General features: G+C 71.1%; 21 protein-coding genes. 13 read left to right on the top strand and 8 right to left on the bottom strand.

Annotated features, from left to right (window positions below; genetic code table 11):
* Positions 1-19 precede the first annotated feature (19 nt).
* Together K1T34_RS46755 and K1T34_RS46750 are read right to left on the bottom strand one after the other, a co-directional pair.
* Positions 20-406 carry an STAS domain-containing protein gene (locus tag K1T34_RS46755; RefSeq protein WP_255638064.1) on the bottom strand — a complete coding sequence of 129 codons (387 nt, stop codon included), beginning with the start codon at positions 404-406 and terminating at the stop codon, positions 20-22.
* A gap of 158 nt (positions 407-564) precedes the next feature.
* Positions 565-1,377, bottom strand: coding sequence for an LLM class flavin-dependent oxidoreductase (locus K1T34_RS46750; RefSeq protein ID WP_220241211.1), 813 nt, complete (start codon positions 1,375-1,377; stop codon positions 565-567).
* Positions 1,378-1,687: 310 nt separating this feature from the next.
* On the opposite strand from K1T34_RS46750, the gene K1T34_RS46745 reads away from it, so the two are divergent.
* The 5 genes from K1T34_RS46745 to K1T34_RS46725 all read left to right on the top strand — a co-directional run bounded on the left by K1T34_RS46745 (position 1,688) and on the right by K1T34_RS46725 (position 6,933).
* Positions 1,688-3,196 carry a glycoside hydrolase family 30 beta sandwich domain-containing protein gene (locus K1T34_RS46745; protein ID WP_220241209.1) on the top strand — a complete coding sequence of 503 codons (1,509 nt, stop codon included), beginning with the start codon at positions 1,688-1,690 and terminating at the stop codon, positions 3,194-3,196.
* A 105-nt stretch (positions 3,197-3,301) separates the two neighbouring features.
* Positions 3,302-4,300 carry a zinc-binding alcohol dehydrogenase family protein gene (locus K1T34_RS46740; RefSeq protein ID WP_220247767.1) on the top strand — a complete coding sequence of 333 codons (999 nt, stop codon included), beginning with the start codon at positions 3,302-3,304 and terminating at the stop codon, positions 4,298-4,300.
* A gap of 71 nt (positions 4,301-4,371) precedes the next feature.
* Positions 4,372-4,899, top strand: coding sequence for a PadR family transcriptional regulator (locus K1T34_RS46735; RefSeq protein ID WP_220241207.1), 528 nt, complete (start codon positions 4,372-4,374; stop codon positions 4,897-4,899).
* Positions 4,896-6,110, top strand: coding sequence for a cytochrome P450 (locus tag K1T34_RS46730; protein WP_220241205.1), 1,215 nt, complete (start codon positions 4,896-4,898; stop codon positions 6,108-6,110). The genes K1T34_RS46735 and K1T34_RS46730 overlap by 4 nt, the downstream gene beginning before the upstream one ends.
* A 130-nt stretch (positions 6,111-6,240) precedes the next feature.
* Positions 6,241-6,933, top strand: coding sequence for a TetR/AcrR family transcriptional regulator (locus K1T34_RS46725; RefSeq protein WP_220241203.1), 693 nt, complete (start codon positions 6,241-6,243; stop codon positions 6,931-6,933).
* Positions 6,934-6,968: 35 nt separating this feature from the next.
* Here the strand turns inward: K1T34_RS46725 and K1T34_RS46720 are convergent, their stop codons facing one another.
* The 3 genes from K1T34_RS46720 to K1T34_RS46710 all read right to left on the bottom strand — a co-directional run bounded on the left by K1T34_RS46720 (position 6,969) and on the right by K1T34_RS46710 (position 10,163).
* Entirely contained in the window at positions 6,969-7,277 is a 309-nt protein-coding gene (locus K1T34_RS46720) for a helix-turn-helix transcriptional regulator (RefSeq protein ID WP_220241202.1), read from the bottom strand.
* Between the two features lie 67 nt (positions 7,278-7,344).
* The gene (locus K1T34_RS46715) at positions 7,345-9,750 is read right to left on the bottom strand and encodes a glycoside hydrolase family 2 protein (RefSeq protein WP_220241200.1); all 2,406 of its coding nucleotides are present in this window, start codon (positions 9,748-9,750) and stop codon (positions 7,345-7,347) included.
* Positions 9,751-9,752: 2 nt separating this feature from the next.
* A complete protein-coding gene (locus K1T34_RS46710; RefSeq protein ID WP_220241198.1) occupies positions 9,753-10,163 on the bottom strand; it encodes a helix-turn-helix domain-containing protein in 411 nt (136 codons plus the stop codon).
* 93 nt (positions 10,164-10,256) lie between these two features.
* Between K1T34_RS46710 and K1T34_RS46705 the strand changes: the two genes are divergently transcribed.
* Positions 10,257-11,075: an NAD(P)H-binding protein gene (locus tag K1T34_RS46705; protein ID WP_220241196.1), complete on the top strand. Its 819-nt coding sequence runs from the start codon at positions 10,257-10,259 to the stop codon at positions 11,073-11,075.
* Between the two features lie 84 nt (positions 11,076-11,159).
* On the opposite strand, the gene K1T34_RS46700 is transcribed toward K1T34_RS46705, so the two are convergent.
* From K1T34_RS46700 to K1T34_RS46690, 3 genes are all read right to left on the bottom strand, one after another.
* Complete coding sequence (locus K1T34_RS46700) at positions 11,160-12,050, bottom strand: NAD-dependent protein deacetylase (RefSeq protein WP_220241194.1); 891 nt, start codon at positions 12,048-12,050, stop codon at positions 11,160-11,162.
* A 246-nt stretch (positions 12,051-12,296) separates the two neighbouring features.
* Positions 12,297-12,554, bottom strand: a complete 258-nt coding sequence (locus K1T34_RS46695; protein ID WP_220241192.1) for a hypothetical protein — start codon at positions 12,552-12,554, stop codon at positions 12,297-12,299.
* Positions 12,555-13,121: 567 nt separating this feature from the next.
* Positions 13,122-14,519 (bottom strand): hypothetical protein, encoded by a 1,398-nt coding sequence (locus K1T34_RS46690; protein WP_220241190.1) that lies wholly within the window; start codon positions 14,517-14,519, stop codon positions 13,122-13,124.
* A gap of 79 nt (positions 14,520-14,598) precedes the next feature.
* On the opposite strand from K1T34_RS46690, the gene K1T34_RS46685 reads away from it, so the two are divergent.
* From K1T34_RS46685 to K1T34_RS46655, 7 genes are all read left to right on the top strand, one after another.
* Positions 14,599-15,348, top strand: coding sequence for a nucleotidyltransferase domain-containing protein (locus K1T34_RS46685; RefSeq protein WP_220241188.1), 750 nt, complete (start codon positions 14,599-14,601; stop codon positions 15,346-15,348).
* 310 nt (positions 15,349-15,658) lie between these two features.
* The gene (locus K1T34_RS46680) at positions 15,659-16,612 is read left to right on the top strand and encodes an ABC transporter ATP-binding protein (RefSeq protein WP_220241187.1); all 954 of its coding nucleotides are present in this window, start codon (positions 15,659-15,661) and stop codon (positions 16,610-16,612) included.
* Complete coding sequence (locus K1T34_RS46675; protein ID WP_220241185.1) at positions 16,569-17,354, top strand: ABC transporter permease; 786 nt, start codon at positions 16,569-16,571, stop codon at positions 17,352-17,354. Before K1T34_RS46680 ends, K1T34_RS46675 begins: the two co-directional genes overlap by 44 nt.
* Positions 17,351-18,331, top strand: coding sequence for an ABC transporter substrate-binding protein (locus K1T34_RS46670; RefSeq protein WP_220241184.1), 981 nt, complete (start codon positions 17,351-17,353; stop codon positions 18,329-18,331). Before K1T34_RS46675 ends, K1T34_RS46670 begins: the two co-directional genes overlap by 4 nt.
* A complete protein-coding gene (locus K1T34_RS46665) occupies positions 18,328-19,059 on the top strand; it encodes a cysteine hydrolase family protein (protein WP_220241183.1) in 732 nt (243 codons plus the stop codon). Before K1T34_RS46670 ends, K1T34_RS46665 begins: the two co-directional genes overlap by 4 nt.
* Positions 19,056-20,492 carry a UbiD family decarboxylase gene (locus K1T34_RS46660; RefSeq protein ID WP_220241182.1) on the top strand — a complete coding sequence of 479 codons (1,437 nt, stop codon included), beginning with the start codon at positions 19,056-19,058 and terminating at the stop codon, positions 20,490-20,492. The genes K1T34_RS46665 and K1T34_RS46660 overlap by 4 nt, the downstream gene beginning before the upstream one ends.
* Positions 20,492-21,196 (top strand): GntR family transcriptional regulator, encoded by a 705-nt coding sequence (locus K1T34_RS46655; protein WP_220241180.1) that lies wholly within the window; start codon positions 20,492-20,494, stop codon positions 21,194-21,196. Before K1T34_RS46660 ends, K1T34_RS46655 begins: the two co-directional genes overlap by 1 nt.
* The last annotated feature ends 50 nt before the right edge of the window (positions 21,197-21,246 follow it).

The raw sequence follows: 21,246 nt of genomic DNA, 5'->3' as shown, positions 1-21,246 counted from the left end.
CCACTGCCGCGGGCTCGCACTACGACGAGGGGACGCTACCGGTGGCCGCCGCCAGGTTCGGGTGGATCTCCAGCACCGAGTCGAGGTGCAGCAACCCGATCGGCCGCAGCAGGCCGCGCTGCTGGGTGACGATGCGGAACGGGATCCCGGCCTCGGTCGCGCGGCCCCGGACGTCGATCAGCACCGAAAGGCCGCTGGAGTCGCAGAACGGCACCTCGGACAGGTCCACGACGAGCACGTCGGGGCGGGCTTCCAGGGCCGCGACGAGCTTGTCGCGCAGCGTGTCAGACACCGCGGTGTCGATCTCCCCGGCGGCGGTGACCACCATCGTGCCGGCGGCGGTCGTGGTGGTGATGTGGAGCGTGGGCAGGCGTCGCGCGCCGGCCGCTCTGAGGTCGTCGGTCACGACGGTTCCCTCCGCGATCACGGGCCCGCCGGGCCGGACGAGCACCCAGCAGGCCGGGTGCCCGGCTTGCGGCCGGGACAGGGTCTGGTGACGGCTGGGTGCTCAACCGTGGTTCGTCCGAACGTAACAGCCCCGGCCCCGCCTGGCAGCCCGAGGCGTCACCGGCGTGGCGGCCCGGCGTCGACGACGGCCAACGAAAGGTCGAGGGGGTCGAAGTGGATCAGGGATTCGAGCCACCAGGTCATGCCAGCCTCGGTCAGCGCAACGAGGTCGACCGTCGGGGGTTGGTCCCAGGCCGGGCTGGCGTTGCCGGCCACCGCGACATCGAAGGGGCGGCCGGCAGGGCGCACGGCGGCGACCAGCCGGGCCAGCTCCTCCGGCGGCGGTGGGTGCGGGCCGGCCAGCGGGAAGATGCCGTCGCCCGTGGTGGCGCGGGTGAGGACGCGCGGGTGGTCGGTGGACATCGCGGTCCAGACGGGGATGGGGTGCGGTTCGGGTGCGCCGGCGTCGAGGTCGACGTGGAAGTGCTCGCCGCGGTGGTGCACCTCGGCGCCCGACCAGATCGCGCGGGCGACCGCCAGAGCCTCGTCGAACTTCGCCGAGCGCGGGCCGAGGGGTTCGCCGAAGCGGCTGAAGTCGCCGGTCTCGTCGGAGCCGAGGCCGGTGCCGAGGATGAGGCGGCCGCGCGAGAGGCGGCTGACGGTCGAGGCCTGTCGCGCGAGCACCCACGGCCGGCGCCGTGCCGGGGGAGTGACCATCGGGCCGAGAAGGATCGTGCTTGTCGCCTGGGCGATCGCGCCGAGCGTGGTCCACGGGTCCGCGATCGGTGGCGCGCCGGGCACGACGTGGTCCCACAGGAACACCCCGTCCCAGCCTGCGGCCTCGGCCCGCACGGCGAGCTCGACGAGAACCGCCGGGTCGCCGAACGGTCCGAACGGCGGCAGGTACAAGCCGTGGCGCAGGGTGCTCACCGGGGTCTCCTCACGTCAGCGGTGCGGGAATCGGGCCACCGTAACGAGTCCGCGTTCAGTGGGCTGAATTGCCTTGCCCGACAACGGGAACCCGCGCACGGTTGCCGGTCAGCGGCACGAGGAGGGGCCGGACGTGCGGACAAACCGCCCCAACGATGGGAAACCGGGGCGGGGATCTTGTCACCGCGCCCGCGGTTTGGTTGTGTCGGTGCGGACCCCGGTCGCGGCCGCCAACGCGGGCACGGGTTCCCCACGGTGCCGATCAGGTGCCGTGTCCGCTGGGTTTTCCCCGTGAAACGAAGGAATCTGCATGCCGCGCTTGCGAAGAGTGCTGTGTTCGGTGACGGCCGCGTTGGCCGCCGTGACCGTGGCGGCCGGGTCGGCGACCGCCGCCTCCGGGCCCGAGATCACGCCGGCGGCGCCCGCCGCCCAGGCCCCTGCCGCCGTGTCGCGGACCGTCCACGAGTGGCTCACGAACCCCGGTGACGCCACGCCCGTCGATACGCAGCTGAGCTGGCAGAGCCCGGCCGCGGCGGCGCCGACGACGGTCCGCATCGATCCGAACGTGAAGTTCCAGACGGTGTCCGGCTTCGGCGCGGCCATCACCGACTCGTCGGCCCAGGTGCTCTACGGCCTCACGCCGGGCAATCGCGACGAGGTCATGAAGAACCTCTTCGACCCGCGCGCCGGCGCGGGCATCAGCTTCCTGCGCCAGCCCATCGGCGCGTCGGACTTCGCCGTCGGCCAGGACTACAGCTACGACGACCTGCCGTCCGGGCAGACCGACTACGACATGAAGCACTTCTCCATCGCCCACGACGAGGCGCAGATCCTCCCGCTCGTGCGCCAGGCGAAGAAGCTGAACCCGCAGCTGGAGATCGTCGCCAGCCCGTGGAGCATGCCGGGCTGGATGAAGACGTCCGGCTCGATGATCGACGGCAAGCTCATCGACTCGCCGAAGATCTACCGCGCATACGCGCTGTACCTGGTGAAGTTCCTGCAGGCCTACCGCAAGGCGGGCGTGCACGTGGACTACCTGACCGTGCAGAACGAGCCGCAGGCCCTGGAGCGCAACAACTACCCGGGCACCGACCTGCCGTGGCAGCAGGAAGCGAAGGTGATCGAGGCCCTCGGCCCCGCCATCCGCGCCGCCGGGCTCGACACGAAGATCCTCGGCTTCGACCACAACTGGAGCGAGCACCCCGGTGACATCGCCTCGCACCAGCGGGCAGGGGAGGACCCGCAGCCGGAGTACCCGTACGACCTGCTGTCCACCCCGGCCGCGAAGTGGATGGCCGGCACCGCCTACCACTGCTACTACGGCTCGTCCGACGCGCAGACACCGCTCAAGGCATCGTTTCCCGGCAAAGACATCTTCATGACCGAGTGCGAGGGCGGCGACTCGTCCACGATCCTCGGCGTGATGCAGAACTGGGGCCGCAGCTCGATCGACTGGAACATCGCGCTCGACGAGAACCACGGCCCGCACCTGGGCGGCTGCGGCACCTGTAACGGTACCATCACCGTGAACTCGCAGACGAAGGCCGTGACCTACAACGACCAGTACCGCGATATCGAGCACTTCTCGAAGTTCGTGCCGCCGGGCTCGGTGCACATCGCCTCGTCCGTGGTCTACACCAGCGGCAGCAGCACGCCGATCGAGGCGGTCGCGTTCACGAACCCCGACCACTCGACCACCGTGGTCGCGCTGAACACCGCGAAGACCGAGCAGAAGTTCACCGTCGTCTCCGGTGACCGCTCGTTCGACGCGACCGTGGGCGCCGGCGCCACCGTCACCTTCCAGTGGAGCGGCCGCTGACCGACCGGGTGGTGCGGGGCGGCGGAGAGCCCGCCGCCCCGCGTCGCGCGCGGTACGTTCGGGTTCCCGGACGAAGGAGCGGTCATGACGGGACTGCCCGCGACCATGCGCTCGTGGCGCGTCACCACGCCGGGCCCGATCGGCACCGGCCCGCTGCGCCTTTCGAGCGTCCCGGTCCCCGAACCGGCGCCGGACGAGCTGCTGGTGCGGGTGCTGGTGTGCGGCGTGTGCCGCACCGATCTCCACGTCGCCGAAGGTGATCTGCCGGTGCACCGGCCCGCGGTGACCCCGGGGCACGAGGTGGTCGGTGAGGTCGTCGCGAAGGGGGACACGGCGAGCGGGTTCGCGCTCGACGACCGCGTCGGTGTCGCGTGGCTGCGTCACACGTGCGGCGAGTGCAAGTTCTGCTTGCGGGGCGCGGAAAACCTGTGCCCGCAGTCGCGGTACACGGGCTGGGACGCCGACGGCGGGTATGCCGAATACACGGTCGTCCCGGCGGCCTACGCCCACCACCTGCCCGCCGGGTACACCGACGACGAACTGGCGCCCCTACTGTGCGCCGGGCTCATCGGCTACCGCGCGCTGCAGCGGGCCGAGGTGCCCGAGGGCGGCCGGCTCGGTCTGTACGGCTTCGGCGGCAGCGCGCACCTCGCGGCGCAGGTGGCGCTCGCGCAGGGCGCCACGGTCCACGTGCTGACCCGCGGCCGGGCGGCGCAAGAGCTCGCGCTCGAGCTGGGCGCGGCTTCGGCCGGTCCCGCGGACGCCTCGCCGCCTGAACCGCTGGACGCGGCGATCCTGTTCGCACCGGCGGGCGGGCTCGTGCCGGTGGCGCTCGCCGCGCTCGACCGCGGCGGCACGCTCGCAATCGCCGGGATCCACCTCACCGACGTGCCGGAGCTGAACTACCAGCGGCACCTGTTCCAGGAGCGGCAGGTCCGCAGCGTCACGGCCAACACCCGCGCCGACGCGCGGGAGTTCCTGGACTTCGCCGGCCGCCACCACCTCGAAGTGACCACTCGTCCGTACGCGCTGGCCGACGCTGATCAAGCTCTCGCGGACCTCGCCGCGGGCCGGTTCACCGGCGCCGCTGTGCTCCACGCGTGACGGGGATTTTCCCCCGGCTGCCGCCGTTCGGCTGTTGATCAGTTACCAAGACCTAGGTTACGGTGACCTAGATGTGGATCGACGTCCTGCTCCTCGCCAAGCTCGCCGCGCAGCCCCTGCACGGATACGAGCTGCGCAAGCAGGTCGAGGAATCCAGTGGCCGCGCGCTGTCGAACAACTCGCTCTACCCGACGCTGCGCCGCTTCGCCGAAGCCGGCGCGGTCACGCGCGTCGACGAAGCGCACGAGGGCAAGCCGCCGCGCCACGTGTACACGATCACCGATGTCGGCCGAGAGCTGCTGCACGACCTGCTCGCGGACCTGCCCGCCGAGCTCGCCGGTGACCCTGCCGAGTTCTTCGCACGGCTCGCGGGGTTCGGCTGGCTCGAACCCGAGGAACGCCGGCGCGTGCTCGACGCGCGAGAACACGCGCTCGCCGCCCAGCGCGAGCGCCTCACCAAGCTCGCCGAGGCGCAGGAGGACCCGTGGAGCCGGCTGGTGCTGGCCGAGGTCGGCCGCCGGGCCGAGCAGGAACTGAGCTGGCTCGCGACGGTGCGTGCGCGGGCCCGGAAACCGTCACCCGAGGAGGAGACCCGATGACCACCACCGAGCGTGCGCCGCGGCTGCCGTTCGACCGGCCCAACGTGCTCGAGATCGCGCCCCTGTACCAGGTTCTGCGCCGCGAAGGCCCGATTGCGCGCGTGACCACGCCGGCCGGCGACCCTGCCTGGCTCGTGACGCGGTTCGCCGACGCCCGCGCGGTGTTCGCCGACGCGCGCTTCGGCCGCTCGCACCCGAAGCCGGAGGAGGCCTCGGCGGTGTCGGACGCCGCGGTGCTGAGCGGCCCGCAGGGCGACTACGAGAACGAAGAGGCCGAGCACGCGCGGCTGCGGCGCCTGCTGGTGCCGGCGTTCTCGGCCAACCGGATGCGCAAGCTCGGCGAGCACATCCAGGAGCTCGCCGACCGGTGCCTCGACGAGCTCGAAGCCGCGCACGACGCCGCGGGCGGCGAACCCGTGAACCTGCACGACTTCCTGTCGTTCCCCTTGCCGGTGCTGGTGATCTGCGAGCTGCTCGGTGTGCCGTACGCCGACCGCGACAAGTTCCGCGACCTGTCCGACCGTATCGGCGTGCTCGACAGCGGCGGCGACGCGAAGCGCGCGATGGACGAGTTCGCCGCCTACATGGGCGAGCTGGCCGACAAGAAGCGCGCGGAGCCGGCGCAGGACGTCGTGTCCGACCTCGTCGCCGCGCAGGCCGACGACCCGACGTTCACCGACGACGACCTCGCCCGGCTGGGTGCGGGATTGCTCTTCGCCGGCCACGAGACCACGTCGAACCGCATCGACCTCGGCGTGCTGTTCCTGCTCACCGACACCGCGCGCCGCGACGCGCTGGCCGCCGACCCCGAGGGCCGCGTGCACGGCACCGTCGAGGAGATCCTGCGGATGTCCGCGCCGGGTGGCCTGGGCTTGCTGCGCTACGCCCACGAGGACGTGGAGATCGGCGGTGTCGCCATCCAGCGCGGTGACGCCGTGATGATCTCGACCTCCTCGGCCAACCGCGACGCGAGCGTGTTCGCCGACCCCGAGGAGTTCGACGCCGACCGCAAACCCAACTCCCACATCGCTTTCGGCTACGGCGGGTTCTTCTGCATCGGCGCGAGCCTGGCGCGCACCGAGCTGCGCGTGGTGTTCAGCACGCTGTTCCGCCGCGTCCCGAACCTGCGCCTGGCCGTGGACGTCGACGACCTCGACGTGCGCTCCAACCGCCTCACGGGCGGGGTTTCGAGCGTGCCGGTCACCTGGTGACCGCGCCGGGCCGCACTCCTTCCCGGGGTGCGGCCCGAGTCGTTCTATCGTTGGTAGAGATAATCCGTAGCGGCGCTATGACGTGCGTAACAGTGCTACGTAAGCGGGATATCTGAGCTACACTGGGTGCATGGACATCCGCACCCAGATGCTGGAGGCCGCCGAGAAGCTGCTCGACGCCTCGCCCGACCGCGACATCTCCACGCGCGCCGTGTGCGAGGCGGTCGGGGTCGGCGCGCCGATGCTGTACCGCCTGTTCGGCGACAAGAACGGCCTGCTCTCGGCCGTCGTGGACCACGGGTTCGACCGCTACCTGGCCACCAAGCGCGCGGCCGAGCCGTCGGCCGACCCGATTGCCGACCTCAAGAACGGCTGGGACACCCACATCGCCTTCGCCCAGGAGCACCCGGCCGTCTACCGGCTGATGTACTCCCCGGCGTTCACCGAGATCCCCAGTGCCGCGCAGGAAGCGCTGCGGCTGCTGCGGGAGGTGCTCGTGCGCTGCGCCGCGATCGGCCGGCTGCGCGTCGACCCGGACGCCGCCGCGCAGCGCGTGATGTCGGCGAACATCGGGGTGGCGCTCAACATGGTCACCCAGCCGGGCGTCTACACCGATCCCGAGCTGTCCCGGCGCGTGCGCGACGCCGTGCACGACAGTCTGCTCACGCCCGAGAACGGCACCGAGGAGACCGAAAGCTCGGCAGCGCCGCTGCCGACCGCGGCCCTGCAGCTCGCCGCGCTCCTGCGGACCGAGGACACCACGCTCGGCACGGAGGAGACACAGCTGCTGCTGAAGTGGCTCGACGGCCTGACCCGCGACTGACGAGTCCGAAGTGGACGGATCGCCCGGCCGGGGGCTCAGGGCTCGGTGAGCACGAGGTCCAGCAGGCCGGGGAAGCGCGCGTCGAACTCGGAGCGCCGCAGCCGGTTGTAGCGTCGCGGTCCGCGGTCGAGCTGTTCGAGCAGTCCCGTCGACCGCAGCACCGCGAAGTGGTGGCTCGCCGTCGCTTTCGACACCGGCAGGTCGAAGGTGCCGCACGCGCGCGAGAAGTCCGGCCCGTCCGAGAGCTCGCGCAGGATCGTGCGGCGGACCGGATCGGTCAGCGCGTCGAGTGCCTGCTGCAACGTCACCTCGGCCGGATCCGTGTGGGTCAGCGTTCGCGCCATGCCGCCTCCCAGCGTTCTCGTGTCACCGCGGCGTCCTCGCCGATGGTACCCGTGTCCGGCGAGTGGCTCAGACCGCGGAGATCGTGGCCGATCCCGTGTCCAGAAACGGATGCGACGCGGTCACGGTGATCGTCCCGGGAGTGTCGCGCATCGAGCGGATCCACACCGCCGCCGCGCCGCCAAGGGCACCGAAGTCCAGGAACGGATCGCCGATCAGGACTCCCGGCCCGTCGACCGCGACGCTGAGCACCCCTCGGGCGTGCGGGCGCGGTGCGCCGTAGCGGTCCACCGATCGAAGGGTGACGCGCGTGGTGTCCTGGCCGTCGGCGGTGATGGCGCCGTCGTCCGCGGCCACGGCCAGCGTGTCGAACGCCGGGTCGGCGCTGAACCTGCGGCGCAGCACCGTCTGCCCCTTCACCCGGCCCTCGATTGTCAGGTCCGGGCGCACTTTCCCGGTCACGGTGAGGTTCACCAGGAACGGCGGGTGCTTCAGGTGACCGAACCGCGCCCGGTCGGGGTGCACCGTGACCGGCCGCCGGCCCGCGACCGTGACCACGAGCTGGTCGCAGTTCGACCAGATCAGCGCGTTGCGACCGGGTCCGCCCCGCGGCGAGCCGGGCCCGAAGTCCCAGTAGAACGCGGGCTCGATCACGGCGCCGCGCGACGGGGCCCGTTGCGCGCGGTAGAAACCCGCGCCCAGCTTGGGAATCCGGAAGAAGTCGACCACGCCGGGGTACTTCACCCCGCGCAGCGAGTGGTACCAGCCGGACGGGTAGTCGAAGCCGCACCACGCGATCAGCCCGCAGTAGCGCGGGTCGGCCGCGGCGTGTTCGTGCACCCACGCGTGCAGCATGCTCTGCTCCCGCTGCACGGCGGCGGCGTCGGTGCGGCGGAAGTACGGCGCGCCCACGAGCGTGCCCACGGCTTCGCTCACCAGGTACGGCACGCCGTGGCGCGGCGGGCGCAGTGGCGGCGGCGCGTTGCGCGAGGGCGGGCGGCTGTAGTCGTTGAAGGAGAACACCCCGCCGTTCTCCTTCACCGGGTACAGCGGCGAGACGTAGCCCCTCTGCCCGGCGACCGCGCCGGTGCACGGCCGCATCGGGTCGAGCTCGGCGGCGAGCTGGTCGGTCTTGCCGTAGAGCGTGTACTGGCCGAGCGTCTCGTTCACGCGCGTGCCCCACACGATGATCGACGGGTGGTTGCGGTCGCGCACGATCATGTCGTGCACGTCGCGCACCGCGAGCTCCTGCCACGCGGTGTCGCCGACGTGGTCCCAGCCCGGCAGCTCCTCCCAGACGAGGATGCCGAGCTCGTCGCACGCGTCGAGGAACGCGGGCGACTGCGGGTAGTGCGAGCAGCGCACCATGTTGACGTTGAGCTCGTTCTTGAGGATCTCGGCGTCGCGCCGCTGCACGCGCTCGGGCATGGCGCCGCCGACGAACGGGTACCACTGGTGGCGGTTGAGCCCGAAGAGCTTGAGCGGGCGGCCGTTGAGGCGGAAACCGTCCACAGTGAACTGGGCGTCGCGCAGCCCGGTGCGCACGGGGTAGGTGTGGACCTTGCGCCCGGCCACCGAGAGCGTGACCAGGACGTCGCACATCTCCGGCTCGTCGACGTCCCACAGCTTCACCGCGTCGAGGCCTTCGAGCGTGACGGTCGTGTTCGTCTCGCCCTTGCGCAGCCCCGTGATGTCGGTGACCGCGGTGGCGATCTCCGTGCCGGCCTGGCTCAGCGTCGCCGTGAGCCGCACGGGTCCCTTCACCGCCTTCGCCGCGTCGACCGTGCAGTGCACCACCACCGCGCGGTTGGGCGTGAGCACGGCGATCTGCTGGGCGTACACATCGGACAGGTAGGCCTGTGGGGTGCCGTACAGGTTGACGGTGCGGTAGATCCCGGCCGGCTGGTAGAAGTCGATGGCCGTCGGGTTCGGGTACTCGGGCAGGTCCGGGGGAGTGTCCTGCTGCCAGCGGCCGTCGACGGCCACGGCGAGCACGTTGTCGGAGCCGGTGAGCAGCCCGGTGATCTCGCACGTGAGCGGCAGGTAGCCGCCGCTCTGCGAGGCGACGCGGCGGCCGTTGAGGAACACGGTGGTGGCGCTGAGGACCCCGTCGAACCGCAGGAACGCGCGGTTCTTGCGCAGCTGCGGCGGCACGAAGAAGTGCTGGCGATACACCCACAGGTGCTGCCAGTCGTTCGGGTGCCAGCCCTCCCACGACAACGGTGTGACGCAGTGGGGAACCGACACGAGCGTCATGGACCGGTCGTCGAAGTCGACTTCGGTGCAGCCCGGCACGAACGGGCCGAACAGCCAGTCGGCGCCGAACCCGCTCGTCGCCTCGACCGGCGCGGGCTGGTGCAGCGCGGCCGAGAGCGCGCCCGAGGCCGCGATGGCCGCGCCGGCTCCGAGCAGGAACGTGCGCCGGGCGTGACCGGTCTTCGGGACAGCCGTGCCCCCTGGTTTTTCCTCCGCCATGCCTACGCGCTCTGCCGGCCGCCGGACTCGTCGTACCCGGCCTGCGTGGCGAGGATGTCGACGGCGTGGTCGCGCAGCCAGGAGAACAACGTCGAGAGCTGGTCGCCGGTGCCACGGCCGAGCGGCGTGAGGCCATAGGTGACCTGCGGCGGCGTGGTGGGCTCGACCCGGCGCCACACGAGGCCGTCGCGCACGAGGGTGCGCAGCGTCTGCGCCAGCATCTTCTCGCTGACGCCTTCGATGCTGCGGCGGAGCTCGAAGAACCGCAGTTCCCGCTCGCGCAAGGCGATCAGCACCCACACGCCCCAACGGCTGGTGACGTGGTCGAGCACCGTCCGCGCGGGGCAGTCGGTGTGAAACACCTCATACCCGTCACGAGCCGACCGGCCCGCGAACTGCGTCCATTCCTCCATGTCGTGAGCTTACTTAAAGGTGCGTCCTTCCGGCCGGGGGACGCGCACGGCACCTTCGTGACCACTGTGGATCGTAAGGATTGGGGTTCGAAGATGATCGTGGTGACAGGGGCGACGGGGAACATCGGCCGTCCGCTGGTGGCGGCGCTGGCGGCGGCGGGCGCGCCGGTGACGGCGGTGTCGCGGACGGCGCCGGCCGGGCTGCCCGAGGGAGTGGTGCATCGGGTCGCCGACCTGGCCGCGCCGGAATCGCTGCGCGACGTGGTGGCCGGGGCGGACGCGCTGTTCCTGTTCCCGGGCGGCCCGGCTCCGGCGGAGCTGGCCGACGTCGCGAAGGCCGGGGGAGTACGGCGGCTCGTGCTGCTGTCCTCGCAGGGCGCGGCCACGCGGCCGGAGGCTTACGCGTTTTTCACGGCGTACGAACGGGCTGTGCGCTCGTCGGTGCCGGCGGCGACGATCCTGCGGCCGAGCGGGTTCACCACGAACACGCTGGGGTGGGCCCCTTCGGTGCGCGCTTCGCGCCTTGTCGAAGCTCCCTTCGGCGACGTGGCGCTCCCGTTCGTCGACCCGGCGGACATCGCGGCGGTCGCCGCCGCGGCGCTGCTGGACGACTCGCACGACGGCGCCGAGTACGAGGTGACCGGTCCGGAGTCGCTGACCCCGCGTGAACGGGCGGCGATGATCGGCACCGCGCTCGGCGAGCCGGTCCGGTTCGCCGAGCAGACGCCGGACGAGGCTCGCGCGCGGATGCTGGAGTTCATGCCGCCGCCGATCGTCGAGGCGACGCTCGGGGTGCTGGGTTCCCCGTTGCCCGCCGAACGCCGGGTGAGCCCCGACGTGCCGCGGGTGCTGGGCCGCCCGGCCCGTGCGTTCGCCGAGTGGGTGGCGGACTCCGTCGCCGCGTTCCGCTGAGGGACCGGCGAAGGTGCACCAGCCCGCCGCGCCGGCCGCGTCGATCTCCGCGTGGGCCGGCGCGCGGGCTGCGGTGGGCTCGCGTCAGGCGAGGCGCGCGGGCCCACCGACGAGGTCGACCAGGTCGGCCAGCGCCTCGCCCAGCGGCAGGTCGACGCGGACCCGCGCGTGCGCGTCGCCGCGGGTCTGGCCGCGGTTGACGATGAGGACGGGTTTGCCGGTTTTCGCGGCGTGGCGGACGAAGCGCAGACCGGACATGACCGTGAGCGACGAGCCGAGGACGAGCACCGCCGAGGATTCGTCGACCAGGCGGTAACAGCGTTCGACGCGTGGGCGCGGCACGTTCTCGCCGAAGAACACCACGTCGGGCTTCAGCACACCGGCGCACGTGGTGCAGTCGACGAGCGTGAACGTGCGTACGGCTTCCTCGGCGAGCTCGACGTCGCCGTCGGGGTTGATCCGGGTGGCGGTGCCGCCGAAGTCCGGGTTGGCCGCGCGCAGGCGGTCGTCCAGCTCTTCGCGCGGCGTGGTGCGGCGGCAGCCGAGGCAGATCACGCGATCGAGGTTGCCGTGCAGCTCCACCACACCGCGCGTGCCCGCCGCGCGGTGCAGGCCGTCGACGTTCTGCGTGATCACGCCGGACAGCAGGCCGGCTTCGCGCAGGGTCGCGATGGAGTGGTGCCCGGAGTTGGGCTCGGCGCGCGCGATGGTGCGCCAGCCCAGGTGGCTGCGCGCCCAGTAGCGGCGGCGGCCCTCGGCGCTGCTGGTGAACTCGTCGTAGGTCATCGGGGTGTGCCGGCGCAGGCTGCCGGACTCGCCGCGGTAGTCGGGAATGCCGGACTCGGTGGAGATCCCCGCCCCGCTCAGCACCACCACGCGGCCGCGGGAGACGACCTCGGCCACCTCGGCGACGCTTCCGGTGCGCGGGAGCGGTCCACCCGTGCCGGTCCAGGTCAGGGTCGGTCGTGTCCGCACCGGATCAGCTTACGCACCCACGAGGTCGCGTTCGAGGTCCTCGAGACTGCGCCCCTTGGTCTCCGGCTCAGCCGCCACACGAAGACGATCGCGAGGGCCGTCATCACGGCGAAGAACCCGAAGTTGAGCGCGGCCCCGAAGGCATCCAGCAGCGGCGGGAACACGAGCGCCACCGCTGCGGAAGGTGTTCACGGTCGGGATTCTGCTCGTGTTCTTCCAGAACTTCGTGGGCATCAACACGATCATCTAATACGCGCCCACGCTGCTGACCAACGTCGGGTTCGGCTCGTCCGGCGCGATCCTCGCCAACGTGGGCAAGCCGGCGCCGGTGAGCAGCCGCAGCCGCAACGGCTCCGCGCGCTCGGCCTCGTCGCGGGCGCCGGCGCGGACGACGGCCAGCTCGGCATCGGCCGCGTCCTCGCTGCCGCGCAGGCGGGTCAGGACGGTGCGGGCCGTGCGTTCGTCATGCTGGTTGACCGCGAGCCAGCGCGGGCTTAGCCCCACAGGATCCCGCCCAGTGCGCCGAAGAACCAGATACCGAAGTTCGCTGCCCGCCGCCCGCTCACTTTTCGATCATGACCCGCGCGGCGAAGATCGGCAGCGTGAAAGCGATTTCTCCTGGCAGGGCAACACAAATCCCCCGGACTTGCAGATTCCGGTTTGGCCGGGTTGTCGCTGGGTACTTCAAGGGCATGTGGTTCGCGTTGGGTACACCCGTGGTCCTGATGGTCGCCGCCGTGTTGATGGAGCGGTTCGAGCAGCACTGCACCCGGGTCCCGGCGAGAGCCGCGGCGGGCGAAGGCACGCCGGAAAGGCCTGCGCTTGAACGGGCAACGCTTCGCAGGACTACGGACCGCGAAGTTCCGCGTCCGGTGGCGGCGCCGACAGTGGCTCTGCCGCACTGATTTCCGCCCGGTGCGGACCACCAGGTGAATTCGGGAACGTGGTGCGGCGCCGGTCACGGCCGCGGGCGGCGGCCAGGGACGGAGACCGGCGTGGGCACCTGCGGGGAAAGGGCCGGGCTCCCACCGTCGGGGTGCGGGAGCCCGGCTCGTCTCGCGCGCGGGGTGATTACTGGGCCGCGCCCGAGGTGAGGGTTTGGTACCACGCGTCCCACGGGTGGTTGGTCGCCGCGTAGTTCGCCGGCGGGTTCGTGGCCAGGCCCGCCGAGTCGAAGTCCCACCCGCGGACCAGGTGCCCGCTCTGCCGGGCCGAGGTGATGAACGCCGACTCCGTGGCGGGGGCGCCGTAGAACAGCGCGTCCTGCTGCAGCTCCGCCGGGTCGCCCTGCTGGTACTCGTCGAACGCGACCTGCGGATAGCGCACGCGTTCGCCGGAGACGCGGTCGGTGGCGTAGCGCAGGGTCTGGGCGGGCGTCGGGCCGTCGGCGCCGGTCGACACGGTCACGCGGCGGGTGCCCGACGTGCCGGTCGCCTTCGGGAACAGCGCATCCGAGGTCTTCGCGTTGCCGCTCCAGGTCACGGCGCCCGACGCGTCGAGCGCGCCCTGCCACTGCCAGTTCTGGCTGGAAGACTGGCTGCGGTGGATCTCGCGCACACCGGTGCCGGTGAGGGCGACGGTGGGGGACACGCCGTCGTCGTACTTCTGGCTCGCCGACCAGGTCAGCTCGCCGTCGGCGCCGAGCTTCGCCGTGTGGGACCAGAGCGTGGCCGCGGTCTGCGACTGGTGGACCTCCACGAGCCGGCCCGAGTCGTCGAGCGCGATCGCGGGGGTCTGGCCGCTGTCGTAGCGGCCGTGGCGGTTCCAGGTCACGCGGCCGTCGGCGCCGTACGTCCCGGTCCAGTACCAGAGCGCGCCGGCGCCGGAGTCGTGCACCTCCACGACCTGGCCGCGGCCGTTGATGGCCACCGCCGGGTGGTAGCCGACGTCGCGGCGGTACTCGGCACGCGTGCCGCTGTCGCCCGAGAGGAGCGTGAGCACCTTGCCGCGCAACGAGTCCGTGGTCGCGCCGGCCGGGTAGTCCTTGGCGAGCAGCAGCCGAGGGCCGAAGGCGGTCTGCAGCTCCTGGTTCACCGCGGCCAGGTTGCCGGCGGCGAACGACGTGTTGTCGGTGAGGTCGTCCTTGAGGTCGAGCATCACCACGATCGGCGCGGCCGTGGGGTGCGCGGCCGACCAGGTGTTCACCACGGCGAGCCAGTCGCGCAGGTTGTTCGACGCGGGGTTGCCGGCGTGGTCGACGAGGTCGCCCGGGCTGCCGTGCCCGATGCCGTAGTCGTGGGTGGTGGCGTAACCGTTGTCGTGGATGTCGAACTCGACGAAGCGGACGCCGTGGTCGAGCTGGTAGGTGATCGAGCCCTTCGCGCCGTCCACGTCGCCGGAGTAGCTGTTGTGGGTGGCCTTGAAGGTCGTCGAGGTGAACGGTGTGGCCGCCGCGGTGGCGGGTGCCGTGACCAGCGCGAACGCGGTGGCGGCCGCGGCGAGCGCCACGGGCGCGCGGAAGCGGTGCATGTGTGGTGACCCCCAGGTCGAGTGCGGAAAGTGGCGAAATCGTAGCGATCATCCGCCGAGTTCATGGCATGTTCGGACGATGCCGGACAACAACGGGAAAATCTTTGCCGACCAGGTGGCCGACGGGCTGGGCGCGCTGCCCGGGGTCGTGGCGGTCGCGCTGGGCGGGTCGCGCGCCCAGGGCAGCGCCGGCCCGGACAGTGACTGGGACGTGGCGGTCTACTACCGCGGCGCGTTCGACCCCGGCGACCTGCGCGCGCTCGGCTACCCGGGCGAGGTGTCCGAGCTCGGCGAGTGGGGCGGCGGCGTGTTCAACGGCGGCGCGTGGCTCACGATCGACGGCCGGCGCGTCGACGTCCACTACCGCGACCTCGACTCCGTCGAACACGAGCTGGCCGAAGCGCGCGTCGGGCGGTTCCACTGGGAGCCGCTCGCGTTCCACCTCGCCGGCATCCCGAGCTACCTCGTGGTGGCCGAACTGGCCGTCAACGAGGTGCTGCGGGGCAGCCTGCCGCGTCCGGAGTACCCGCCGGCGCTGCGGGAGACCGCCCCGAAGTTCTGGCGCGCCTCGGCGGAGCAGACGCTCGGCTACGCGAAGAGCGCGCACGTCGAGCGCGGGCACACCACGGAGACGGCGGCGTCGGTGGGCGTCGCGGCGCTGCAGACCGCGCACGCCGTGCTCGCCGGGCGGGGCGAGTGGGTCACGAACGAGAAGACCCTCATCGAGCGCGCCGGGCTGCGCGGGCTCGACGACGTGCTCAGCGGCCTCGCCCACGACCTCGAAGGCGCCTTCGCGACCGCCGCGGCGCTGCTGCGGGCGGCCCGCTGACGGTCGAACGAAGTGGCTAGTGTCGACAGTTGAGGCCTCCAGCGCGATGACACCTCGATAACGGGACGATCAGTACCGAGAGGAATCGACGCGTCACTTCACTTGCGTGACCAGGAATTTTCCTTGTCGTGGAAGATCTTTTTCGTGGTCGATCATGGCGATCGTCTCACTGCGACTCTTGACACAGACTGGGCTGGGGCAGAGACTCTCCCGAAGTGTCGACACCTTGCGAATAGCAGTGCAGCCATCAGCAAGGAGGAGCAGTAGTGAGCAACCCAGAAGTCCGACCGGTTGGGGTGGCGGTCGGCCGATGACGTCGTCGAATGTATGTCTGGACGCGCGTGATCTGCTGCTGGGCCACAAGGCCCGGCGCGGCAACGCGTTCTCCACGGCGGTCCTCGACCTCAACCTCCAGATCATGGACGAGGAGTTCGTGGTCATCGTCGGGCCCAGCGGGTGCGGCAAGACCACGTTCCTCGAAGCCGTCGCCGGGCTGGTCCCGGTCGCCGGCGGTGCGCTGGAGGTGGGCGGCAAGGCCGTCAAGGGACCCGGCCCCGAACGATCGCTGGTGTTCCAGCACGCGTCGCTCTACCCGTGGCGCACGGTGCTGGACAATGTCCTCTTCGGACCGCAGGTGCAAGGCCGGCTCACGCGGGAGGTGCGCGCCCGGGCCGAGGAACTGCTGGAGATCGTGGGCCTCTCGCACGTCGCCCGCAAGTACCCGCACGAGCTCTCGGGTGGCATGAAGCAGCGCGTGAACCTCGCGCGGGCCCTGGCCACCGACCCCACCCTGCTGCTGCTCGACGAGCCCTTCGGTGCGCTCGACGCGCAGACGCGCGAGAACCTGCAGGACGAGCTCCTGCGGATCTGGCAGGCCGACACCGTCAGCTCGAAGAAGACCGCGATGTTCGTGACCCACGACGTGAACGAGGCCGTGCTGCTCGCCGATCGCGTGCTCGTGTTCTCATCTTCCCCGGCCCGCGTTGCCCTCGAGGTCAAGATCGACGCGCCCCGCCCCCGGGACGCGGCCTGGCGGCGCAGCTCCGAGTTCCTCGCCTACGGCGACCGGATTCTCGAGGCGCTGCACCACAAGCCGGCCGACGAGAGCGCGAACCCCACCCCCACCCAGGAATCCGCGGCTGCGGAAGACTCAGCGAGGAACCATGACAACGGCGTCAACACTGACCAGGCCGCCGAGCCCGCCCGGGCAACCCGCGGCAGTGGAGTCCAGGGGACTGTCCGCCTGGGTTCAGCGCAGGCGTAGCGGCCTGCTCGGCGCGGCCGGGCTCGTCATCGTCCTGGTGCTGTGGCAGGTCTGCACCGCCACCGGCGTCGTCGACGTCTCCTTCAGCAGCAGCCCGACGCGCATCGTCTCCTCCGAGATCGACCTGTTCGGCTCGGGCACCATCTGGCCCGCGCTCGGCGCGACCGGTCTCGAGCTGTTGTGGGGCCTGCTGATCACGTTCGTCGTCGGCATCCCGGTCGGGCTCGTGCTGGGCCGCAGCAAGATCCTGCACGACATGACCGAGCCGATGGTCAACATCCTCTACTCCGTGCCGTACGTGATGTTCCTGCCGATCATCATCTTCTGGTTCGGCATCGGCGACGTCTCGCGCATCCTCGTGATCATCTGGGCCGCGATCCTGCCGCTCATCATCAACATCACCGCCGGCGTGCGGAACCTCGACAGCGACTACACCCGCGTGGCCACGGTGTTCTGCACGCCGCGGCTGCGGTTCTTCTACGCCATCGCGCTGCCCGCGACGCTGCCGTACATCCTCGCGGGTGTGCGCCTCGCCGTCGGCCGCGCCTTGGTCGGCGCGATCGTCGCGGAGCTGTTCCTCGCGAGCCAGGGCCTCGGGTATTTCGTCCAGACCCAGACCTCGAACTTCAACATGGACAACGCCATGGCCGGCATCATCATCCTCGCTGTCGTCGCGCTGCTGCTCAACGGCGCCGTGCGGATGATCGAACGCCGCTTCACCCACTGGGCAGGTTCGCAATGAACAAGAAGCTTCTTTCGACGGTCGCCGCCACGGCGGCCCTGGCGCTCGGCCTGTCCGGCTGCGCCGGCAAGGGCGGCACCGACCCGGTCAAGGCGGACGCCAGCGGCGCCTTGCCGATCACCATCGGCTACACCGCGCTCGGCGCGGGCTACTCCGACCTGTACGTGGCCCAGGACGAAGGCATCTTCGCCAAGCACGGCCTCAAGGTCACGCTCAACCGGCTCAACGACAGCTCGCAGCTCGTCGCCGCGCTGTCGAGCAACAGCGTGAACATCGGGGTCGGCGTGGCAGCGGACTCCGCCGCCGCGATCATGAAGGGCTCCGACCTCAAGTACGTGGCGATGTCGGAACCGCACTACAACCTCGAGATGTGGGCCAGCCCCGACATCAAGACGATCAAGGACCTCAAGGGCAAGAAGGTCGCGATCTCCTCGCCCGGTTCGCAGAGCGACTTCGGGCTGACCGACCTGCTCGAGGCCAACGGCATGAAGCGCGAAGACGTGCAGGCGGTGTTCGTGAAGAGCGTGCCCGCCGAGGTCGCGGCGCTCGGCAGCGGTGCGGTGTCCGCGCTGCTGACCCAGCCGCCGAACGGCACGCAGAGCCGGGAGAAGGGCGCCCACCGCCTGGCTTCGCTGGCCGATCTGCAGTTCCCGCTCGGCGCGTACACGGTGCAGAACAAGTTCCTGCAGAACAACCGTGAAGCGGTGAAGCGGTTCTACGCCGCGGAAGCCGAGTCGCTGCAGTACCTGCGCTCGCACAAGGCCGAGACCGTGAAGGCGATCAAGAAGTACAGCGGCGTGCAGAGCGACGACCTGGCCAACTACGCGTACGACTTCTTCCTCACCGTGTGGTCGCAGACCCCCGAGGTCGATCCCAAGGTGATCAAGCAGGCGTTCGACGAAGCGGCGCACAACGCGAAGTCGACCCCGCCGGCGGACGTCACGAAGTACATCGACAGCACGCTGGCGGCGGCATGACCGTGCCGAAGACGGCCGCCGCCGTGTTCGAGGACGGCTGGGCGCCTTACCTGACGGATCGCGACCGGGCCGTGCTCGCGGCCACGTCGTGGGCCAAGCAGGCGCCGTTCGGCCTCGGCTCGCGCCCGCTCGTGGTGGCCGTCGACCTGTACTACGCCGCGCTCGGCCTGCCGCGGGCCGGCATCGTGGAGTCGGTCGCCGACTGGCCCAGCTCGTGCGGGGACGCCGGCTGGGAGGTCGTCGACCGCACCGCACCGTTCCTCCAGGCGGCCCGCGATGCCGGCGTGCGCGTGGCGTACTTCCACGCCACGCCACCGGAGTACGGGCGCTGGAACCGCAAACCGGCTCCGGCGCTCGCGCCGAAGCCGCGCGCGGTGGACGGCAACGCCATCGTCGCCGAGGTGGCCCCGGCCGAGGGTGACATCGTGCTTCGGAAGATCGGCCCGAGCTGCTTCTTCGAGACCCCGCTCGACACCATCCTCCGGGCGGGGGGCTACGACACGCTGCTCGTGGTCGGCGAGGCCACCAGCGGCTGCGTGCGCTCGACCGTGGTCGACGCGTGCAGCCGGGGCTACCGCGTGGGCGTGGTCGGCGACCTGTGCTTCGACCGGTTCGAGTCGTCGCACTGGCTGAGCCTGTTCGATCTCAACCAGAAGTACGCCGACGTGATCACCGCCGACGCGGCCACCGAGTACTTCCAGGCCGACACGCGACGAGGAGCAGCATGAACGACACCGGTCCCGACCTGCGGCGCTGGCTCGCCGAAGCCGAGCGCGAAGGCGAGGTCCAGCCGATCGAGGGCGCCCACTGGGAGCTGGAGATCGGCGCGCTCTCACAGGTCAACTACCGGCGCAGCAAGCCGAAGGCGATGCTGTTCGACTCCATCAAGGACTACTCCGCAGGCTCGCGGGTGCTGTCCGGTTCGGTCAGCAACCCGCGGCTGCTCGGCTCCGTGCTGGGCCTCGGCTGGGACAACACCGACGAGGACCTCATGGAGACCCTCGCGGTGAAGCCGGGCGAGTGGGCGGCCAACGCGGCCGAGTTCCGCGCCGTCACGGTGACCGACGGCCCGCTGCTGTCCCATGTGGACGACGAGATCGACCTGCTGAAGTTCCCTGTGCCGCGCTGGCACGAGGGCGACGGCGGGCGCTACATCGGCACGGGCTGCGCCGTGGTCACGCGTGACTACGACACCGGGCGGATCAACCTCGGCGCCTACCGCATGCAGGTGCAGGACGAGGGCCGCTCGGCGACCGTGAACATCGAGGCCGGCAAGCACGGCGCGCAGCACCTGCGCCGCTGGTTCGAGGCCGAGGGCCGCGCGCCGATCGCCGCGTCGCTGGGGCACCACCCGGCGTACCTGGTGGCGGCGGGCGTCGAGGTGCCCGGCGACGTGTCGGAGTACGACTACGTCGGGGCCATGACGGGTTCGCCGGTGCGCACGATCGCGGGCCTGGCCACGGGCCTGCCGCTGCCGCACGACGCGGAGATCGCGATCGAGGGCTGGGTGCGCCCGGCCGACACGCGCCCGGAGGGCCCGTTCGGCGAGTGGACCGGGTACTACTCCGGTTCGAAGGACCCGATCCTCGCGATCGACATCGAGAAGGTCTACTACCGCGACGACCCGATCCTGCTCGGGGCGCCTCCGGGCAAGCCGCCGCACGACTACTCGTACATGCGCACCGTGATGAAGTCCGCGATCATCACCGACTCGCTGCGCAAGACCGGGCTGCCCGGCGTGCGCGCCGTGTGGGCGCACGAGGCCGGTGGCGGGCGGTCGCTGCTGATCGTGGCGATCGAGCAGAAGTACCCGGGGCACGCGCGCCAGGCCGCGTACCTCACGGCGCAGCTGCCGAACGCCGCGTACATGAACCGCTTCACGGTGGTCGTGGACCACGACGTGAACCCGCGTGATCTCGGCGAGGTCGTGTGGGCGATGTGCGGGCGCACCAACCCCGAGCTCGACATCGAGGTCATGAAGCGGACGTGGGGCAGCCGCGTCGACCCGCTCACGCTGCCGGGCGAGATCGCGTTCAACAGCCGCGCGGTGATCGACGCGTGCCGGCCGTTCGAGCGGCTCGCGAGCTTCCCGGCGGTGGCCGAGTCGACCGAGGACCTGGTCGCTTCGGTGACCAGGCGCTGGCCCGAGGTGCTCGGCTAGTGACCGACGCGGGCGTCGAAGACCTGCGGAAGGAGCTGTTGTTCAGCGCGTTGCGCGGGTCCGACGGCGACTCGTCGCTCGCGTTCACGATCTTCCGTGAGCTCGCCACGAGCATCGTGGAGGGCAGGCTGCGGCCCGGTCACGAGGTCAACTCGGCCGAGCTGGCCCGGCGGTTCAGCACCTCCCGCACCCCGGTGCGGGAGGCGCTGCTCCTGCTGGAACGGGAGTCGCTGGTGATCGTGCCGCCGCGGCGGCGGCCGTACGTCTCGCCGGTGGACATGCGGCAGGTGCGGGAGATCTACGAGATCCGGGGCAGCCTCTACGGGCTGGTCAGCGAGCTGGTGGTCGCCCGCGCCACGGACGAGGAGATCGACGGTCTGCGTGCCTGGCAGAAGGTGCTGGCCGACGACGCCGAACGCGGCGACGTCCACGGCTACTTCTGGCACAACGTCGGGTTCCGCAACGCCGAGGCGAGCCTCTCGCAGAACGGCGAGCTGCAGCGGCGGCTGTCCTCGCTGGGCCTGCAGATGCACCGCTTCCGGCACCTGAGCCTGTCTCTGCCGGGCCGGCTGCTGCACTCGGTCGCCGACCACGAGCGCCTCGTCAACGCCTACGCCGACCGCGACGCGCCGCTCGCCGCGGCGGTGAGCCGGTCGCTGGTGCTGCGGGGTTACCGGGCGATCGAGCGGTCCGGCCAGGTGTGAGGCAGTCGTAGTGCCCGGCTTCCCGGCCGGGCGCGCGTAACCGCCGTCTG

The organism is Amycolatopsis sp. DSM 110486 (assembly GCF_019468465.1).
Classification (GTDB): Bacteria; Actinomycetota; Actinomycetes; order Mycobacteriales; family Pseudonocardiaceae; genus Amycolatopsis.
Note: the sequence above shows the minus strand (reverse complement) of the source record. Positions and strands in the feature narration are given on the sequence as shown.